Origin of the sequence: Brevibacillus borstelensis, assembly GCF_003710865.1 — a bacterium.
Classification (GTDB): Bacteria; Bacillota; Bacilli; order Brevibacillales; family Brevibacillaceae; genus Brevibacillus; species Brevibacillus borstelensis.
The window spans coordinates 141263-161271 of sequence record NZ_RHHO01000017.1 but is presented as its reverse complement, the minus strand read 5'-3'; the positions used below and the strand labels follow the sequence as shown (position 1 = coordinate 161271).

General features: G+C 54.4%; 17 protein-coding genes. 4 read left to right on the top strand and 13 right to left on the bottom strand.

The features are described from left to right. Positions 1-30: 30 nt before the first annotated feature. The 11 genes from uvrC to EDM54_RS09640 form a co-directional block, all read right to left on the bottom strand. On the bottom strand, positions 31-1806 hold the full coding sequence (gene uvrC / locus EDM54_RS09695; protein WP_003387750.1) for an excinuclease ABC subunit UvrC: 1776 nt from the start codon (positions 1804-1806) through the stop codon (positions 31-33). A 33-nt stretch (positions 1807-1839) separates the two neighbouring features. Then, positions 1840-2100, bottom strand: a complete 261-nt coding sequence (locus EDM54_RS09690; protein ID WP_285844057.1) for a DUF2164 domain-containing protein — start codon at positions 2098-2100, stop codon at positions 1840-1842. 322 nt (positions 2101-2422) lie between these two features. Continuing rightward, positions 2423-2740 carry a thioredoxin gene (gene trxA / locus EDM54_RS09685; RefSeq protein ID WP_003387752.1) on the bottom strand — a complete coding sequence of 106 codons (318 nt, stop codon included), beginning with the start codon at positions 2738-2740 and terminating at the stop codon, positions 2423-2425. 217 nt (positions 2741-2957) lie between these two features. Beyond that, complete coding sequence (locus EDM54_RS09680; RefSeq protein ID WP_122958128.1) at positions 2958-3917, bottom strand: electron transfer flavoprotein subunit alpha/FixB family protein; 960 nt, start codon at positions 3915-3917, stop codon at positions 2958-2960. Between the two features lie 19 nt (positions 3918-3936). After that, a complete protein-coding gene (locus EDM54_RS09675) occupies positions 3937-4704 on the bottom strand; it encodes an electron transfer flavoprotein subunit beta/FixA family protein (RefSeq protein ID WP_003387754.1) in 768 nt (255 codons plus the stop codon). A 121-nt stretch (positions 4705-4825) separates the two neighbouring features. Further along, positions 4826-5599: an enoyl-CoA hydratase gene (locus tag EDM54_RS09670; protein WP_039069955.1), complete on the bottom strand. Its 774-nt coding sequence runs from the start codon at positions 5597-5599 to the stop codon at positions 4826-4828. 116 nt (positions 5600-5715) lie between these two features. Further along, positions 5716-6303, bottom strand: coding sequence for a fatty acid metabolism transcriptional regulator FadR (gene fadR / locus EDM54_RS09665; RefSeq protein ID WP_024984375.1), 588 nt, complete (start codon positions 6301-6303; stop codon positions 5716-5718). A gap of 129 nt (positions 6304-6432) precedes the next feature. After that, a complete protein-coding gene (locus EDM54_RS09660) occupies positions 6433-8133 on the bottom strand; it encodes an AMP-binding protein (RefSeq protein ID WP_024984376.1) in 1701 nt (566 codons plus the stop codon). A gap of 215 nt (positions 8134-8348) precedes the next feature. Beyond that, the gene (locus tag EDM54_RS09655; RefSeq protein WP_194247117.1) at positions 8349-9344 is read right to left on the bottom strand and encodes an LCP family protein; all 996 of its coding nucleotides are present in this window, start codon (positions 9342-9344) and stop codon (positions 8349-8351) included. Between the two features lie 228 nt (positions 9345-9572). After that, positions 9573-10748, bottom strand: a complete 1176-nt coding sequence (locus EDM54_RS09645) for a thiolase family protein (RefSeq protein ID WP_024984379.1) — start codon at positions 10746-10748, stop codon at positions 9573-9575. 103 nt (positions 10749-10851) lie between these two features. Beyond that, positions 10852-11775 (bottom strand): 50S ribosomal protein L11 methyltransferase, encoded by a 924-nt coding sequence (locus EDM54_RS09640; protein ID WP_122958127.1) that lies wholly within the window; start codon positions 11773-11775, stop codon positions 10852-10854. A gap of 321 nt (positions 11776-12096) precedes the next feature. On the opposite strand from EDM54_RS09640, the gene csaB reads away from it, so the two are divergent. The 3 genes from csaB to EDM54_RS09625 all read left to right on the top strand — a co-directional run bounded on the left by csaB (position 12097) and on the right by EDM54_RS09625 (position 15201). Next, positions 12097-13197 (top strand): polysaccharide pyruvyl transferase CsaB, encoded by a 1101-nt coding sequence (csaB, locus tag EDM54_RS09635; protein WP_122958126.1) that lies wholly within the window; start codon positions 12097-12099, stop codon positions 13195-13197. Positions 13198-13268: 71 nt separating this feature from the next. Further along, entirely contained in the window at positions 13269-14120 is an 852-nt protein-coding gene (locus EDM54_RS09630) for a class I SAM-dependent methyltransferase (protein WP_122958125.1), read from the top strand. A gap of 205 nt (positions 14121-14325) precedes the next feature. Then, positions 14326-15201, top strand: coding sequence for an AraC family transcriptional regulator (locus EDM54_RS09625; RefSeq protein WP_031932320.1), 876 nt, complete (start codon positions 14326-14328; stop codon positions 15199-15201). Between the two features lie 123 nt (positions 15202-15324). Here the strand turns inward: EDM54_RS09625 and EDM54_RS09620 are convergent, their stop codons facing one another. Next, positions 15325-16956, bottom strand: coding sequence for a putative polysaccharide biosynthesis protein (locus EDM54_RS09620; RefSeq protein ID WP_024984384.1), 1632 nt, complete (start codon positions 16954-16956; stop codon positions 15325-15327). Positions 16957-17122: 166 nt separating this feature from the next. On the opposite strand from EDM54_RS09620, the gene EDM54_RS09615 reads away from it, so the two are divergent. Next, on the top strand, positions 17123-18505 hold the full coding sequence (locus EDM54_RS09615) for a phenylacetate--CoA ligase family protein (RefSeq protein WP_122958124.1): 1383 nt from the start codon (positions 17123-17125) through the stop codon (positions 18503-18505). On the opposite strand, the gene murJ is transcribed toward EDM54_RS09615, so the two are convergent. Then, positions 18480-20009: a murein biosynthesis integral membrane protein MurJ gene (murJ, locus tag EDM54_RS09610; protein WP_003387770.1), complete on the bottom strand. Its 1530-nt coding sequence runs from the start codon at positions 20007-20009 to the stop codon at positions 18480-18482. The genes EDM54_RS09615 and murJ overlap by 26 nt on opposite strands.

Below are 20009 nucleotides of genomic sequence, written 5' to 3'. Positions count from 1 at the left end.
TTCAAATATTATTTTGAACAATTTCTCAGCTCACATCTTCCTGAGATGGGCGATAATCTCCCGGGCCAGCTTGTCGCCAATCCCGAGCTGCCTGAAATCCTCGACAGTCGCCTCTTTCATCTTTTTCAGCGAACCAAAATGCTGGAACAGAAGCTTGCGCCGTTTTTCGCCGATGCCGGGAATGTCGTCCAACTGGGAAGAGAGCATCGTCTTTGTCCGGGCCTGCCGGTGAAACGTAATCGCAAATCGGTGGACCTCATCCTGCACGCGCTGGAGCAGGTAAAACTCATAGCTGTCCCGCTTCAGCTCGACCGGCTCGGGCGGATTCCCGTAGAGGAGCTGGGCAGTCTTGTGCTTTTCATCCTTGGCCAGACCGCATACCGGGATGTAGAGCCCCAATTCATTTTCCAGCACATCCATCGCAGCGCTGATCTGTCCTTTGCCTCCGTCGATTACGATCAGGTCGGGCAGCGTCTGGTTTTCCTTCAGCAGGCGCGTGTACCGGCGCCGGACTACCTCGCGCATCGAGCCGTAATCATCCGGCCCCTCGACGCTTTTGATCTTGAATTTCCGGTACTCTTTTTTGTCCGGGCGTCCATCCGTAAACACGACCATCGCAGAGACCGGCTCTGTCCCCTGAATGTTGGAGTTGTCAAACGCTTCGATCCGGTGCGGGGTTCCGATCCCGAGAATATGGCCCAGATTGTGCACAGCCTGAATCGTCCGGGCATCGTCCTTGGACATGAGCGCAAATTTCTCCTGCAGGGCGATGCGGGCATTCTCGCTGGCCATCTGCACCAGCTCCCGCTTTTTGCCGCGCTTCGGCGCATGCACCTTCACGCCCAGCCACTCGGCGAGCAGCTCCGGATCGCTTTCCTCCGGCAGCAGGATTTCCCGGGGGAGGGCATTCTGCTTGTCAAAGTAAAACTGGCTGACGTAGGACATGAAATCCTCTTTTTCGCCGCCGTAGTAAGGAAAAGAGGTCGTATCCCGCTCAATCATTTTGCCTTGCCTCATATAGAAAACCTGGACGCACATCCAGCCTTTCTCTACAGAAAATCCGATGATGTCGCGGTCGACCGTATCGGTGAAGGTCACCTTTTGCTTCTCCATGACCGCCTCGATGCTGCGGATCTGGTCACGGTACTCCTTGGCCCGTTCAAACTCCATATTCTCCGCCGCCTGCTGCATTTTCTCCGTCAACTGCTTTTTCATTTCCTCGTGGCCGCCGTCGAGAAAACGGGCAATCTCCTCGACCAGCCGCTGATTCTCCGCCGCCTCTACCTCGTACACACAAGGCGCCAGACATTGTCCCAAATGGTAGTAGAGACAGACCTGCTTCGGCATCGTTTTGCACTTGCGCAGCGGGTAGAGTCGATCCAGCAGCTTTTTCACCTCGGAAGCCGCGCCCGCGTTCGCGTACGGACCGAAGTAACGTGCCTTGTCCTTCAGCACTTTGCGGGTAATCTCCAGCCGCGGCTGCGCTTCGTTGGTGATCTTGATGTAGGGGTACGTCTTGTCGTCCATCAGTTTGACATTGTAGCGCGGATTGTGCTTTTTGATCAGATTGCACTCCAGGATGAGCGCTTCGATCGCTGAAGAGACGACGATGTATTCAAAATCGGCAATCTCGCTGACCAACAGCTGCGTCTTGCCGTCATGGCTTCCGGTAAAATAGGAGCGAACGCGGTTTTTCAGCACTTTGGCCTTGCCCACGTAAATAATTTCGCCCTCTTCGTTCTTCATCAGGTAGCAGCCCGGCTTATCCGGCAGGACTGCCAGCTTGTCTTTCAAGGAGCTGTTCACGGCTGCTCCCTCCCTTTCATGTACTCTCTACTCTCATAGACCGCTTCTGCGGTGCTGGGCAAGCGGTTGTTCCAGTGTATAAAAATCATCCTCCAGAGCGCTCATCCGCTCCAGCATCAGCTTGCGGCAATCCTCAACCGCCTGATTGTAAACGACAGGACCCAGGGTTTTCACAAAAAAATCAAGCATCTGCTCTGCGGCCAGACGCCCCAGCTCTTCTCCCCGCTCATCCTGAAAATACAACTGAACCTGGTTGATCACATGCTCTCTCTGTTCACGTGGAAACTTTGTCATTTTCACCTGAGTTCCTCCTCCCGCTCATTTGTCACACGTTTCTTTCATAAAAGATTTTGCAGGAAAACCATGTATGGCAATCTCGGTACATCGAGGTGACTGGCTCAAATTTGAAATGCGCACCGAATTCCCCCGCACACATCTGAAAAAAGCAGATTGAGGGAACATACGTTGTCCTTCCATGTTACCATGTTTTCAGTGAAAACTCGACGGAATCTCTCCCCATCCGTTTGAAAAAGCACCGTATCCATCCTTGGCCAAGCCGAAAAAAGCAGCACCCGCCATTGGCGAATGCTGCTTTTTATAGACCGTATTGCAAGGCTTACAGGTGTTTGCCGACAGTTCCCATGAGGGCTTCCTTCGGTTGGAAACCGATCACTTTATCTACCGGTTGACCGTCTTTGAATACGATCAGGGTAGGGATGGACATGACGCCAAAACGGCCTGCAGACTCCGGATTGTCATCGACGTTTACTTTCACGATTTTGAGCTTGCTGCCTACTTCGCTGTCGATTTGCTCCAATACAGGTGCGATCATTTTGCAAGGGCCGCACCAAGGAGCCCAGAAGTCAACCAGGACAGTTCCGCCTTGCTCTACTTCCTGGGAAAAGGTCTGATCGGTTGCATTAACGATAGCCATGGAATATTACCTCCTTAAATTCGGTACGGAAAAAGGTTCCACACGCCACTCAGTATACCATCCCCCGTAAAAAAAGACTACGTGCGGCGACACTTTCTGACATGTCAAAGTATAGTTTGTCCGAAGCGCCCGTTCCCTATCGCCTTCTTGGGCTGCCTCCGCAAAAAACAGCCTCGCTTCAGAGGAAGCAAGGCTGCAGATGTTCGTAAGCCAAGGGTTACACCAAAACCTTTTTAAATTCTGCAGTCAGCAGCGGAACGACCTCAAACAGGTCTCCCACGATACCGTAATCAGCTACTTGGAAAATTGGCGCTTCCGGATCTTTGTTGATCGCGACAATGACTTTGGAATTGGACATTCCCGCCAAATGCTGAATCGCACCGGAAATGCCGCAGGCGATGTACAGGTCCGGCGTCACCACTTTTCCGGTCTGGCCGATCTGCATGGAGTAATCGCAATAGTCGGCATCGCAGGCCCCGCGGGACGCTCCTACCGCCGCTCCCAGCACGTCAGCCAGCTCATTGAGCGGCTGGAAGCCATCCGCGCTCTTTACGCCGCGGCCGCCGGAGACGATGATCTTCGCTTCTGAAAGGTCGACCTTTCCGCTCGTTTTGCGAACGACTTCGCGCACGATGGAACGAAGGTCTTTGATCTCGACTTCAAATGGCACGACCGTCACGGTTTTGCCTGTGTCGGCAGTACCTGCGGCGATGTTGTTCGGACGGATCGTAACCATGATTTTTCCGTCTTCAAAACGGCGCTTTTGAAACGCCTTCCCTGCGTAAATCGGCCTGACGAAAACTGGACCCGCTTCGAGCGCGGTAACATCCGAAACCAGTCCCCATCCAAGGCGTGCAGAAACGCGAGGAGCCACGTCACGGCCGATCGCCGTATGTCCGAGGACGACTGCGTCAGGACCGACAAACTCGATCAACTGCTTCAGCGCCTGGCTGTAAGCATCTGGTGTGTATTGTGCCAGATCGGCGTGATCAACCACATAGACCGTGCCCGCTCCATGGTGTCCGAGAGCTTCGGCATGTGAAGCCGTATTCGGCCCGAACAGTGCAGCGACCACTTCTCCTCCCTCTGCAAGTATCCCTGCTGCGGCGAGTGCTTCCAGAGAGACATTGCGCAATTGTCCGTCACGTACTTCTGCTACTACCAGTACTTTTTTCATCTGAATCTCTCCCTCTCGCTTAGATTACTTTTGCTTCATTTCGCAGCAATTGCACCAATTCGGACACTTGTGCCGGGATTTCGCCGGCAAGGATGCGGCCTGCTTCCTTCTTCGGCGGCAGTGTCTGATCGACAACCTGTGTCTTCGGCGCAACATCTGCGGCAGAAAGGCCAAGATCGTCAGCAGTCAGGCGCTCCAAAGGCTTTTTCTTGGCCTTCATGATGCCTGGGAGAGAAGGATAGCGAGGCTCGTTCAGCCCTTGCTGTGCCGTGATCAGAACTGGGAGGCTCGTCTCCACCACTTCCGTATCCCCTTCGACGTCGCGCTCCACGCGAACGGAGCTGCCGTTGATCTCCAGCTTGACCGCTGTGGACACATGGTTGATGCCCAGCTCCTCCGCAAGGCGTGGACCGCCTTGTCCGGCTCCCGAGTCGACCGCCATTTGTCCGCCCAGGATCAGGTCGTAGCCGGTTTTGCGAGCTACCGCGGCCAATACCTTCGCCGTCGTATACTCGTCGCCGAACAGCGACTCGTCATCCACCAGAATGGCTTTGTCCGCTCCCATTGCCAATGCGGTACGGAGTTCTTTTTCCACGCGATCCGGACCTACCGAGACGACGGTCACTTCGCCCCCGTGCTCTTCCTTCAGCTTGATCGCTTCTTCAATGGCGTATTCATCGTATGGATTGATGATAAACTCCACGCCGTCATCCTGGATTTTGCCGTCTTGAATCACGATTTTTTCCTCGGTATCAAACGTTTGCTTCATGACAACCAGAATATTCACAAGAATACCTCCCTCATAGTGACGCTGCTGCCTCACGTATGCTGCTGCGGCGAGCTGCATCCTGGTGCCCCCCCGGAAACGCTGGGCAACGAATCCCTTTACCGTGCCTTCCATGTAGGTTCTAGCGATCGGCGAATTGCGGCTTTCGCTTTTCCAGAAAAGCGGCAACTCCTTCTTTTATGTCCTCTGTCCCGAATGCTTGGCCAAACAGCTTTGCCTCCTGTTCGATACCGGCAACGGGACCGTCTGTCATTCCTGTATGAATCGCGTTCAAAGCGAGCTTCATCGTGACGGAGCTCTTTTGGGCGATGACCGCAGCCAGTTCCTTTGCTTTTGCGAGCAGTTCATCGAGCGGGTACACAGCCTCCACCAGTCCGATCCGCAGCGCTTCTTCGCCGCCGATCATCTCCGAGGTGAGGATCATCTGTGTCGCTTTTCCTCGTCCCACCAGCCGGGGCAGTCTTTGCGTGCCGCCGTAGCCCGGGATGAGTCCGAGGTTCAGCTCCGGCAGACCCAGCTTCGCTTCCGGAGCAGCCAGTCTGATGTGGCAAGCCATGGCCAGTTCGAGGCCGCCGCCGAGGCAGGCTCCGTTGATGGCCGCTATAATCGGCTTGGGAAAGCTCTCCAGACGGTCAAACAGCTTCTGGCCGCGCTTCGCCATTTCTTCCGCATCTGCCGGCGAAAGCTCGGTAAACTCTTTAATGTCAGCGCCGGCGATAAAGAAGCGGCCTTCCCCGGTAACGACAATCGCCTTTACGAGCGCGTCATTTTCCAGTTCATCCAGGAGCGCTGCCAATTCCTTCAACGTCTCGTGGCTGAGAGCGTTGGCCGGCGGGCGGTTCACGGAAACGACCGCGATCCGGTCTTCCTTATGGACATTCCAATGAGAATACATCCTCTCTCCCCCTCTTCCTTTTCCCAAAAATGAAGGGCGCTGCTATCTGAGCGAACGCTCAGTCTTGCTATTCCCATTGTAACAAACGGACTATCTCAACAAAAGCGTTTTCTTTCTCATTTGCCCTTCAAGCCAAATTGGAAGAGGTTATGAATGGGATCGACATGAGAAAGCAGGTCGTACTTGCATTGTTTCATGACCCAGGACGTCGTCACTTCATCCAGCGTGCCAAAAATCATTTTTCGAGCCAACCGGACATCGAGGTCGGAACGGAATACACCCTTTTCGATTCCTTCTCTGATCAACTCTTCGATCAGGTCGAAATACTGCTTCATGACCGCACCGATGCCCTCGCTGATTTCCTGATTGGATTGACGCAATTCGATCTGCGTCACTTTTGCCAGCTCCTGGTCGCGCGATAATTGGCTCAGATGAGTGTGAACAAGGATGTACAATTTTTGTTCGATGGATTCTGCCTGTGCCAGGCGTCCTCGGCCTTCCTCGATAAATGCTCCCATCTTCTCGTTGAAGAGCGAGATGAGGATGTCATCCTTGTTCTCAAAGTAGAGGTAGATCGTTCCGTCCGCTACCTTCGCCTCTTTTGCAATTCTGGATACCTGGGCGTTGTGATAGCCCTGCCGAGCGATGACGCGAACAGCCGCATCAATGATGGCTTGATACTTTTCCCCCGTTTTTTTCGCCATGATTCCCTCCACATTGATAGACAAGTCATTGCAACTGAATGACTATTCATTCATATTTAGTGTATGACAGTTCCCCTATTCTGTCAATCCAAAAGAAATGGCCTTCCTCCACGGAAGACCGCCAATCTGTCAGCTTGTTTTTTCCTGTTCATGCTGCTCTCGCCGAGCTTTGTCCTCCTCCTGGAGTTGACGGCGGAGAACCTTGCCGACGATCGTTTTTGGCAGTTCGGAACGCACCTCGTATTGCCTGGGTATTTTGTAGGCAGCCAAGCGCTGGCGACAGTACTGTTCCAGCTCGCTTTCGGCAACCTGCTGTCCTTCTTTGAATACGACAAAAGCCTTCACCGTTTCCCCGCGGTAAGGATCAGGCACTCCGATGACGGCCGCTTCCTGTATCGCCGGGTGCTCAAACAAAACTTCCTCCACCTCGCGAGGATAAATGTTGAATCCTCCCGCGATGATCATGTCTTTTTTTCGATCGACGATATAAAAATACCCACCCTCGTCCATATAGGCCATATCGCCCGTCAACAGCCAGCCGTCGCGCAGGACAGCCGCTGTTTCCTCCGGTCTGTTCCAATAGCCTGTCATGACTTGCGGTCCTTTGACGGCCAGCTCGCCAATCTCTCCCTGCGGCAGCTCCTCTCCCGTAGCAGGGTCGATAATTCGACAGTCCGTGTCCGGCCACGGCAAACCGATGCTGCCGTTCCTCCTTTTTCCCCAGATCGGATTGGAATGCGTGACAGGGGACGCCTCTGTCAATCCGTAGCCTTCCACCAGCTTTCCTCCGGTCAGCTCTTCGAACCGGGTCTGCACCTCCACCGGCAAAGCCGCGGAGCCGCTGACGCATGCCTCGATCGACTTCAAATCGTATTTGGGCAAATCCGGGTGATTGATCAAGCCGATATACATCGTCGGGGCGCCGGGGAAAAGGGTCGGCTTCTTCTTGTCGATCAGGCTCAGGATCTCCTTGACGTTGAATTTCGGCACGAGAATCAGTTCTGCCGCGATTGAAATTCCTTGATTCATCACGGTTGTCATCCCGTACACGTGAAACAGGGGAAGCGCTCCCAGAATGCGTTCCGTTCCCCGCTTGGTTTTATACAGAACAGCTTGGCACTGAATCGTGTTGGCGATCAAATTTTTGTGGGTCAGCATGACGCCTTTGGCTACTCCTGTCGTTCCCCCGGTGTACTGCAGCAAAGCCAGATCATGCTCCGGGTCGATATCAGGAGAGACAGGCGTGACAGCGCTTTCTTTCAACACAGAAAGAAAAGCCTCAACATCGCTTCCATAGGTGATTTGCGGATTGTGGCCTTGTTTTTTCTGTACGAATGGGTATATCCATCTTTTCACTGTCGGCAAAAAGTCGCCAATACTCGTAATAATCAGACGTTTTAAAGGCGTGGAAGGTCTTACGCCGGCGACGCGCTTGTACAACAGGTCCAATGCAATGATCGTCTCGGCACCTGAATCATGCAGCTGGTGAATCAGCTCCCGCTCGGTGTACAGCGGGTTGGTCATGACGACAGTGGCCCCCGCGAATAAGGCTCCGTAATAGGAAATCACGGCCTGCGGGCAATTGGGAAGCATGATGGCCACCCTGTCTCCTTTTTTGACGCCTCGCTTGATCAAAGCGTTGGCGAACTGGTAGGACATCGTCAACAGCTCACGGTAGGCAATCCGTTTCCCCATAAAAAAAAGGGCATTTCTCTCGGGAAAATCTGCTGCCGCCTGCTCCAGAAAATACGTCAGCGGAACACGGGGGTATTCCAGTGACGGTGCGGTTTCGGGCGGGTAACTAGCAATCCAAGGCTTGGCAATAGACATGGGCATTCCCTCCAGTCCCATATTGACCTTACCTCTCCCGTACGATCCACATTCATAACCTCTTCCACCTCCATTCTATTCCAAAGATAAGTAATTTTCCAACAAAATTTACAGAACGCAACCATATTCTCGGAAAAAATAACAAGAGATGTATCCTCTGTACTGATCAGATACATCTCCTCTCTCCATTTTACAGGCGCCCTTCTAGGCAGTGGTCAGGGAGCGAGCCCGGAGAGGATTGCTTGTTTGACCCGCTGCCGTTCCTGCTTGGGAACGAGGTGGTACCAGCCCAGCACGCCGTTGTGCCAGATCCGCTCATCGGAGCCGGTCAGCGTATCCGATTGGATTGCGTTTGGCGTCGGGTCGCTGTATGAGAGCAGCAGGGAAGCAATCTCTTTCTCCGTCAAATCGGTTTTCACATGCTCGCCGAGTATTTCCATCAGGGTAAATGCCTTGGCAAACGCTTCTGCGGACGTACCCTTTTCCGCCAATGCCTGAACGATCTCCTGCTGCCTGGCGATGCGTTCGTAGTCGCTGTCCTCTTTGCCCAGGTCGTTTTTGCGGTAGCGGGCGTAATCCAGCGCCTGATCGCCGTTTAACGTTTGCAGGCCGGGCATAAGGTCGATATGGGTATCATCGCTTGGGTCGGTATACTTCATTCGCTTTTTCACCTGGATCGGCACGCCGCCCAGCTCATCCACCACTTTTCGAAAGCCGTCAAAGTCAATGGTCACGTAGCGGTCGATCTTGACGTCGAGAAACTTTTCCAAAGATTGCACGACCAGCTTGGGGCCTCCGTACGCCATGGCATGGTTCAGCTTGTCGTAGCCTTTTCCCGGCAGCTCCGTGTAGCTGTCTCGCGGGATCGACAATAAATAGACCCGCTGCTTTTCAGGGTGAATCGCAGCCAGCATCATCGTGTCCGACCTTGCCCGTTCACCGTCCCGGCTGTCGATCCCCATCACGAGCAGGACAAATGGCTTCAGCGGCTTCGTCCCGGCTAGCAATTCAAGCGGGGCAACAGCGGAAGCAGGCCGTTCGACGGTTACTCCCGGTTTTGTGTCCAGCGGCGCATACCACCCTCTGGTCATTTGCTTGAACTGATAAGCGCTGTATCCGACGGAAGCGATCAGAAAAACTGCCAGGCTGAACACCGTGTAGCGGAGAAGCTTCTTCCCGCGCTTGCGGATGAAGGAAAAGAAAGTGATCATGTGCGAACCCCCTTTGACGTATCCCGAACGGTCGACAGACGCGTATTGGCAGATGGAAATTGCGTTGCGGCAAAAGCCGCTGCAAACGACGCAAATGGCAAACTGGGCCGTTCATGGCTCCAGCAGGCTGTCGTGTACGAAAAAACCCCATCTTCGCGGCGCTTGGATGGGGTCTTGCTTTCCATTTTTAACAGGGGATTCGTTTTTTAAACCTGCAATCGCTTGTTTTTATGGCCTTTCCACAATCATCGCCATGCCCATGCCGCCACCGACGCAAAGGGTAGCCAATCCGTACCTGGACCCTCGGCGCTTCATCTCGTGGAGGAGGGTGACAACGATTCGGCAGCCTGTGGAGCCGACCGGATGACCGAGGGAAATGCCGCTACCGTTTACGTTGGTGATCGTACGCGGCAGCTCCAACAGCTTTTCCACTGCCAGATACTGTGCTGCAAACGCTTCGTTCACCTCGATCAGCTCGATATCAGCAAGAGTCAGTCCTGCCTTCGCCAATGCTTTTTTGACGGCTGGCACAGGGCCATAACCCATCAGATCCGGCTCCACCCCGGCCCATGCATAGGAAACGATGCGGCCGAGCGGTGCAAGTCCGGCTTCGCTTGCCCTGCGCTCACTCATCAGGATCACGGCGGACGCACCGTCATTCAATCCTGATGCATTCCCCGCTGTCACCGTACCATTCTCACGGAAGCTCGGCTTTAGCTTGGCCAGACCTTCTCTCGTCACCTCTCGTCTCGGATGCTCATCGGTATCCACGAGTACGGTTTCCCCGCGTTTTTTTACCGGGACAGGGATGATCTCCTCCTGAAAAAGTCCCCCGTCGATGGCGCGAATGGCGTTCTGCTGGCTCCTCAGAGCGATTTCGTCCTGCTCTTCCCGGGTGATGCCGTAAAGGTCTACCAGGCGCTCGACTGTTTCACCCATTAAAACGCCATGATGCGGGTCGGTCAGGAGCTCCCACATGGAGTCGGTCATCTCTCCGTGTGTCAGCCGCTTGCCCCAACGGGCGTTTTTCAGCACATACGGGGCGTTGCTCATGCTCTCCACTCCGCCTGCGATGACGACCTCCGCCTCGCCAAGCATGATTTGAGACACTCCACTGGCGATTGCCTGCATCCCGGACGCACATTGGCGCTGTACCGTAAATCCGGTCACTTCTTTTCCCAATCCGGCATCCAGGGCTGCCACGCGGGCGATGTTGGCCTCATCCGAGCGCTGGATACAATTGCCGAAAATGACTTCATTGATCAGTGCCGGGTCGATGCTTGCCTTGTCGATGACACCTCTGACGGCTGTCTCCGCCAACTTGCGAGCGCTTACATCTTTCAGCGCACCGCCAAACGTACCGATAGGTGTACGCCCGGCAGCCACAATGACTACTTGATCCATCCGACATCTCCTCCTCCGCCGACTGCGGTTGATCTGGCCTTCTTTCTCCATTTTGACACAGACCTGTTACAAGCGTGAACGAATATTTGCCGCAGGCGGTTTGTTAACCGATTTTCTCCATCATCACAGTCACCCACTCGTCGCTGGTCGACTCTTCCATGCATCGATAGCCCGCCTGCTCATAGGCGGCAATGACCTTTTCCCTGTTCCATACTACGATCCCGGAGAGGATCACATGCCCTCGAGGCGCGAGATGCCTGTCCACTACAGGAAGGATGGAAACGTCCTCTTCCCCGCCGATATTGAGCAAAATGAGATCTACCTCTTCCGGCAGCTCCGCCTCTACTCCAGGGTCTGCGATATCACCGATCACGATTTTCACGGCGTGTTCTCCAAGCTGATTGTTTGCTGCGTTGACGCGAATCTGATAATCGCTCTGCTGGTTGATATCCACCGCCCAGACCGGCATTTCGGCTCCGTTTTTCACACAGAAAAGGGAAAGGATGCCCGAGCCTGCTCCGATGTCCAGTACCCGTTTGCCGGACGGGGACCATTTTTGCAGCAATCTCAAAATATCCTGTGTCGTCCCGTGATAGCCTGTTCCAAAAGCTGCCCCCGGATCGATCCAAAGGACGCGATCCGCTTTTAGCACCTCTTCAGCCGTATTCCAGGACGGCGCAATCCACCAGTCTCCCACGCGCACCTCGCGGAATTCATCCTTCCACGAATCGTTTTCTTCGGCTACCTGTTCGACCTGCTGAAGTCGCACGGCCTCTCCCCAACGGCTGATATAGGCTTGGAGCTTCTCCACTTGTCCGGCCGCGCTCTCTTGAATCGGTTCAAATAAATAGACGATGACCGGGCCATTGGTGTTTTCCGCGTAATCATACCCGTTTTCCGTGGTCAAGACCTCGATTTGCGGCTCAACCCATCCAAGCGTATACGGACTTTCCAAAACCTCCCCCACAAACAAATCTTCCATTTCTCTGTCTACCAATAGGGTGTACTTATGCCATGTCGATTCCATTTTTTCAAGCTTGCTCCTTCCTCGTTTTTCAGCTTCGCTTGTCTTCTTCAAATAGCCAGAAACGGTAGTTTAATGATATGATACAATAATGGACTCATATCCACTCTGGAGGTATTCAGATGTTTGATGAATTTTTCTACCGCCGTCGGAAAAACAAAACGATGCTTGTCTTGATGATAGGCTTGATTATCCTGGGGATCGGCCTGTTTGCGATGGGTTTTCTGTATATGTTCTAAGGCCGCTTTACTTCCCCTTGTTTACTCGATTATACTTGAGAATGTGTTTTTCCTGTACGTTTGATATAGAAAGAAGGTTCACACCATGTCGCGTATACTCATCTCCGGGTATTACGGTTTCAACAATGCCGGAGACGATGTAGTCCTGTACGGCATCATCAGCGCGCTCAGGCGGGAACAACCGAATATATCGCTGGCCGTGTTGTCCAATCAGCCGGATCGGACAACCTCCCTGTTTGGTATCCCGGCGTACAACCGCTGGAGCCTGCCTGTCATCATGCGCGAGTTGATGAAAAGCGACATGCTGGTGATGGGTGGCGGAACCCTGATGCAGGACGTCACGAGTCCCCGCAGCGTTCTCTACTATCTGGGCATCGTGACGATCGCCAAGATGCTGGGCAAGCCGGTCGTTTTTTACGCCCAGGGGTTTGGCCCGATCCTCAAGAGAATCAGCCGCACCCTGATCAAACGGGTCGTGAATCGCGTCGACGTAATTACGGTTCGCGACTACGAGTCGGGCGACGACTTCAAAGCCTGCGGGGTGACAAAAGCTCCGATATATGTAACGGCCGATCCAGCTATGACAATCTCGCCAAGCGATGTATCCGACGAGCGGGGGCAAGAGCTGCTTCGCGGTTTATTTCCCGACCTGACAAAGCCGCTGGTCGCGATCTCGGTTCGTGACTGGAAGCAGGAGCAAGCCTTTAAACAGGTCATCGCCCGCGCTTCCGACATGTTCGTTGAAAAAGGATGGAACGTGCTGTTTTTGCCCATGCATTTTCCCAGTGATCTCGCCCCTTCGCGCGAAATTATCGGGATGATGCGTAGCGCTGGCGCACAGCTTCTGGACGCGTCTGTCACCTTTCACGATATCATGTCCGTGCTGAAACAGTGTGACTATGTCGTCGGCATGCGCCTGCACTCGTTGATTCTGGCCTGCATGCTGCAAACGCCGTTTACCGGTATTTCCTACGACCCGAAAATCGACCGATTTGTGGAACGCGCAGGCATGCCGAGCGCCGGACACATTACCCAGCTGGATGAATCCTTCCTGCTGCCCCTGCTGGAGGAGCGCATTTCGCAGCTCGACCGGGAAAGGGAAATCATCAAAGAGCATTCCCGGATACTCGCCCAGGAAGCTTCCAAAAGCAGCGAGCTGGTGCTCAAAGCTTTGCGACGTTCATAAATATTCGGGCCCTGCCGGGACGTTCAGTCTTTGCGGGGCTCTTTTCCGAATGCACGAAAGGAGGACTTTCCGTGTCCCTATCCTCTCAGCTGTTGCTTTCACTAAATAAATTATTTCATCTTCCCGTCCATCCGTTCAATCTCGCCAATGACGGGCAGATGAGCTACACCGAATGGCAGTTTCAAAAAGGGGAGCAGACGATCCAATTTTTTCTCGACTACCATACCCAGGACCAGATGTTCCGCGATAAAACCGTACTGGACATCGGCTGCGGCGGTGGCGGAAAGACCTGCTATTACGGTACCTTTGGACCAAAAGAAATGATCGGTATCGACATCGTGCCCCACTACGCGGAAGAAGGCAATGCCTTTGCCCGCGAAAAAGGGCTGGATGACCGCGTACGCTTCATGACAGCCGACTCCGCCGAGCTGCCTTTTGCAGACAATACCTTTGACACGATTATCATGAACGATGCGATGGAGCACGTAGACCGGCCCGAGCTCACGCTGGAAGAGTGCTTCCGCGTACTCAAGCCCGGCGGCCATCTGTACATCAATTTTCCTCCTTACTATCATCCCTACGGTGCCCATTTGTCCGATGCGATCGGCATTCCCTGGGTCCATGCCTTTTTCTCCGAGCAAGCGCTGATCGACGCATACAAGCAGCTGGTCCGCGATTTGCCGGACGGACAAGACCGGATCTCTTTCCGCTTTGGCAAAAAGCCGGATGGCAGCGATACGATCGCCTACATCAATCAGATGACGATCAAGCGCTTCCGGCGAATCCAGCAAGGCGTCTCCCACCCTGCTGTCTACCAGCGCGAAGTACCGCTGCGGGAAGTGACCGCGGGTCTGGCGAAACTGCCGCTTTTCCGGGAGTTTTTCGTCAAGATGGTCGTCTGTGTGTACAGAAAGCAGGGATAGGTCCCGCGCTGGGCAACATTGTGGAAAAAGCAGGGATTTCCCCCCGTACACGCGAGATATATTCTCGCGTGCTTTTTTTATAAGACGGGGCCTTGCGTTTGTCATCTTGACCCTATTAGTCTCGCCCCCTGCAAACTTGTGCACGAATTGTCGGATGGGTTCCGGCAGCTTTTGCTATCCTCTAAGCCATGGGAGGTCATGAAAGATGGATTGGCTTGATAAAATGAATGCTGCCCTCCGTTATATTGAGGAAAATCTGACGGAGGATATTGATTTCGCTGAAGTCGCCCGGCTGGCCTGCTGCTCCCAGTACCATTTTACGAGGATGTTTGCTTTTATCGCGGGCGTTACACTGTCGGAATATATTCGACGCCGGCGCCTTACCTTGGCGGCTTTTGAGCTCACAGACAAAAACGTCAGGGTCATCGATGTGGCGATCAAATACGGATACAGCTCGCCTGACTCGTTTACCAGAGCCTTTCAAAGCTTGCATGGCGTAACGCCGTCAGAAGCGAGAAACAGCGGCCATTCGCTCAAAGCGTATCCTCCGATGACCTTTCATATTTCAATCAAAGGAGGAAGCAGTATGAATTATCGCATCGTGGAAAAAGAGGCATTTCGTATCGTCGGGTACAAGAAAAGGGTTCCCTTGATTTACAACGGGGTGAATCCGGAAATTGCCTCCATGTGGGAAGCTCTGGATGAAAGCAAGATCCAGCTATTGAAGCAGCTTTCAACTGTCGAGCCAAAGGGCCTGATCAGCGCATCGACGAATTTTTCCGAAGGACGGCGGGAACACGGGGAGCTCGATCATTACATCGGCGCGGCAACGACGCTGGACGGCCCCGATGACCTGGCTCAGCTTGAGGTACCGGCATCCACATGGGCTGTATTCGAGTCTGTCGGACCGTTTCCAGACACCCTCCAAAGCATCTGGGGCCGCATTTATTCCGAATGGTTTCCGTCCGCAAGCTATGAACTCGCGGAAGGCCCGGAAATGCTGTGGAATGAAAATAAGGACATTGCCTCTCCCACGTTTAAAAGCGAAATCTGGATTCCGGTCGTCAAAAAGGATCGCTGAGTCTGCGGCCTGAAATGGTTAAAAGACAGGAAAACAGTGCTGGCCCCTCATGTGTTCGTGAAAACGAAACTCATTGTACCAACAAAGGCTCTTATCCCGTGAGGATAAGAGCCTTCTTTTTGACTACCGCGCATCTGAAGAAGAGGACTGTTTCTTGCGCAGAGCGTTCATCAGCATGCGGAGCTTGTTGCCGCCCGGCAGCCATTCCAGTTCCTTCTCGTGAATGAGCGGAATAATGAGCAAAAGTCCGAGGTAGACGATCAGCCCGACGCCGACACCAGCCACGGTCTCTGCTGCCCCCAGAAGACGCGCTTTCCAGTGAAGCAAATACCCGACAGCCTCTGTCGTCCCCCAAGCCAAAAGCAGCATCAGATTGGACACCAAGAGCGGGTACAGCGCATCGATCTTCCAGTTGATCTCCACCCGAACGTAGCGGGCGATGATCCGCATATTCAGCAGGCACACAATCGACGTAGCCACCAGCCAGGAAACGGACAGGCCTTCCATTCCCATGATTGATGTAAACAACAGCGTCGCGGCGATTTTGATCAGCACACCCCAGACGAGGTTCAGCGCGGGCAGCTTTTCTTTGCCCAAGCCTTGCAGGATGCCATTGGTCGCCAATAGGAGCGAGAGCGGGATCGCACTGACCCCGAGAATCGCCATCGCCTTCGTCCCTTCCACATCTCCGTACAGAGCGAGATTGGCGCCTTCGGCAACCGCAGTCAGCCCAAGACCAGCGGGCAAACCGATCAGCCAGGCGAAGCGCATCGACAGCTTGGTTAAGGTTTGCACTCGTTCCTCGTCTCCCTGACGCTTCGCCTCTGCGATGGCAGGAACAATCGAAAGGGCAATGGACGAGCCGAACAGGCTGGCGAGCTGCAGGAGCGGACCGCCCCGGCTGTAAATGCCGAACCAGGTATCAGCCGTCAATCCGTCTACCTGCCAGACGTAGCGAAAAATATTGATCGCCAAAAAGGAGTCTACCAGGCTGAAGATCGGAATGACCAGGGCGCTGATGCAGATCGGCCAGGCGATCCGCCACATGGACAGGAAGAACTTCCGGTCATACCACCAGTCCAGCCGCTTCCAATCGCCGCCGATTGTTCCCGGCTGCTTGCGCTTGTGCAGCCACAAAAGCAACGCCAGAAAAACAAGACTGAGCATTGTACTGATCATCGTGCCGAAATTGACGCCGGTAATCACCGTATCCGTGTCTTCCCCCAGGGAGACCAGATACAAGGACGCGATCAAAATAAACGCCACCCGCAACGACTGCTCCACGATCTGCGACAGGCCTACATACATCATCTTTTGATGACCGTAAAAGAACCCGCGAAGAACCGCAATAAGCGGAACGAACAGCAGGGAGAGGGAAATCGCCCGTATCGGTTCGATCAGATGCGGATTCCCCATCATCCTGGCGATCAGCGGAGAGCTCACGTACAAAATGGCAAACAGGACGAGACCGATACCGCCCATCAGCACCATGCTGCGGGCGAGAATTTGGCTGACCGTCCCCTGCTTTCCCTCGGCCAGCGCTTCGGCGATCACACGGGACAAAGCGACAGGGACGCCGGCGGTGGCTAAGATCAGGAAGGTCAAATAGAGCGGATAAACCTCCTGATAAAGCCCGAGGCCGTTGTCTCCCACGATCTCCTGCAAGGGGATGCGGTAAAACATGCCGATTACTTTTGACAAAATCCCCGCCATCGCCAAAATAAAGGCGCCGGCGAGAAAACTATTTTTCACCATGGGAAGCTCCTTGTACAAACGTGGTAAAGGTTGAAATCCACTCTCTATCGTACTATCAATCGGCTCTAGTGGCAAACAGGTATAGGGTCCCAATTCGGCAGGAATACTGAGGGAATAGAAACCAAGGCACAACTTTGAATTATCTGCCGAAAAAGGAGGATTTCCTATGCCCCTGACCGGTTCTTTGATTCGAAACGTTCAATGGCCGCTAATGGAGCGTTTCAAGCAAAATCGAACACGTGTCTATATGCATGACCTGCGCGAGGCGCAAGCCCTCTCCGTTGAAAACCTAAAGTCTCGCCAGTCGGCCAAGCTGAGCCGGCTTCTGGAACACGCTGTTCATCACGTCCCTGCCTATACCGAGTTTGCCGAGGAATGGCATGCGGCAGGGAATAGCGAGGAGCCAGCCCGATTCCTGCAGCGGCTACCCCAGCTTGAGAAGAGCCGTTTTCGGGAGCAGGCCGACCGTTATTTGACGATAGGGGCCAACCCGGGTGAGCTGATCCCCAACCGGACAGGAGGCTCGACCGGGGAGCCGACCCGTTTTTTCCTCGACCGGCCTACGGTGGAACGCTACGAGGCTGCCCGTTGGCTCGGATTGTCATGGTACGGCATCCGGATCGGCGACCCTTCCGTGATGATCTGGGGCTCGCCGATCGAGCTGAACCGCCAGGACGCCCGCCGCTACCAGCTAAAGGAGCGCTGGCTGAAAAACAGGCTGATGATCCCCGCCTACGATTTGGACCAATCCCGAATCGAAGAGCATGTGAGGACAATCCGCCGCTTTCGTCCCGTCTACCTTTACGGTTACGCTTCCGCTCTTGCCTTGTTCGCCGAACTCATGCTGCAAGCCGGGCTCAGGCTGGGGTTTCCCCTCAAGGCGGTCGTCTCTACCGCAGAAACGCTGCATGATCACCAGCGCGCAGTGATCACAGAAGCATTTGAAGCTCCCGTCGTCAATGAATACGGCGCGAGAGACGGCGGGATCATCGCCTACCAGTGTCCGGCTGGCAGCATGCATGCGTTCAGCGAAAACTGCTATCTGGAAGTCGTCGACCCTGTTGCCGGAGAGCCTTTGCCCGTCGGGGAAATCGGCGTACTGCTGGTGACCGACCTGCACAATCGCGTAATGCCGCGCCTGCGCTATCAACTGGGCGATATGCTCGCACTCTCGTCACAGAATTGCACATGCGGCATCAATTATCCTGTGCTTCAGGAAATCGACGGCCGGGTCGACGATATGTTCGTTTCCATGCGGGGCTCCTTTGTCCACGGCCATTTTATCAATCACATCATCCGCAATATGGAGAGCTTCCGGACGTTTCAGCTCGTCCAGCACGAGCCTGACCGATTGACGCTCCGTCTGGTCAAGCACCCTGAGCGGTTTCGGGCTGATGACGAAGAAAAAGTTCTCCAAGGCATACGCTCTGCCTTGGGTGACGCCAGTATCCGATTAGAATACGTGAAGCACATCCCTCCAACGCCGTCTGGCAAAACCAGATACGCCATCCGGGAATGCCCGCTTACTGTGTCCCCCCGGCCGGAGTAGACCGCCTTTTCAAGACCTTCTGCAGCAACTCCGAGACGAGCGGCTCCCTCAGGATGGTCAGGACGGCAAAGTACACGACTACAGCGCCGCCAATTCCTGTCAGCATGTAGAGCCAGAGCGGCATAGCTGACAGCCAGGGGTCCACACCGATCAAGACTGCTGCCATGACCACGCAGCCAGCCAGCGTTTTCAAGACAGTCAGCAGGAAGCTTTTCTGTACCAGAACGCCGATCCTGCGCCACAACAAAATGAACAGCAAAATCGCTTGGCTGAATGCGGAAATGGCCGTTCCCAGGGCAATTCCTCCGTGATCCAGCACAGGAATCAGCAAGTAGTTGGCGACGGCGTACACGCCGATCCCGACCACGCCGATGAGCACTGGTGTCCGCGTATTTTCCAAAGCGTAGAACGCCCTCGTGATCAGGTCCCGGGCAGCCAGTCCGTACAGAGCCAATCCGTAGAAAGGGAGCGCCCAGGCCGTCAGCATGACGGAACGCTCGTCAAAAGCGCCTCTCTCAAAGGCCAGCCTGATAATCGGCTCGGCGTAGACAATAAAGCCGACGCTGACGGGCAAAAGCAGGATGAGCAGGTAGGCCAGCCCCTTCTGCAGGGTGCTTTTCATCTGGTCCATCTCCCCCCGCTTCACAAAGCTTGCAAGCAGCGGAAACAGCGGCAGTGTAAAAGCGCCGACGAAAATCGCCATCGGCATTTGGACGAGCTGATTGGCGTTGGCAAGCGCACTGAGCTTGCCCCCTTCCAGGCCGTTGGCAAAGCCTCTTTCCAGGAACGTAGTCGCCTGGGCCACAACGGCCCCGATCAGGATCGGAATGACGCGCTCGCCCATGTCCCGCAAAGCGCGGTCTTCTCTCCAGTGAAAGGCGAGCCGGTGACTGTAATCAAATTGCTTAAGCGTGACGAGCATCGGCAGCATGGCAGCGAGATAACCGAGTGTCGTCGCGATTGCAAGGCCTACCGGGCCGTAATGCGGCACCAGCAAGTACATCCCCACGATCACCACGGCTCCGTTCGCTACGGCGGAAACCGTCGGCGTAAAAAAATGCTGGTGTGCGTTGCTTACGCTGGACCACAATCCCGTCAGCCCGATAAAGATCGCCGACGGCCACATCCAGCGAAGCATTTCCGCCGTGAGCGCCAGGGTGTCGCCTTTTGTTCCCAGCAGCATCGCGATCGGCTCCGCAAACAAAATGCCGAGCACCGCGATCAGCGTGAATACGACGAGTACAATCGTCAGCATTTTGTGGTAAAGCTCACCGGTTCGCTCCTCTTTTTCCAGCATCCCCCGCATCGTCGGGATGAGTACGGCGTTAATCGCGCCAGGTATGACCAGAAACAAGGCAAGCGGAATCGTTGCCGCCGTGTTGAAGGCGTCGGTAAGTTTATCCGTTCCATACAGGCTGTTTACGTAAATGCTGCGAAAGAAGCCCAGAAGCCTGCCGACCAATGTCAGCACGATAATCATCGAGGCTGTTTTTAGCAAACTCAT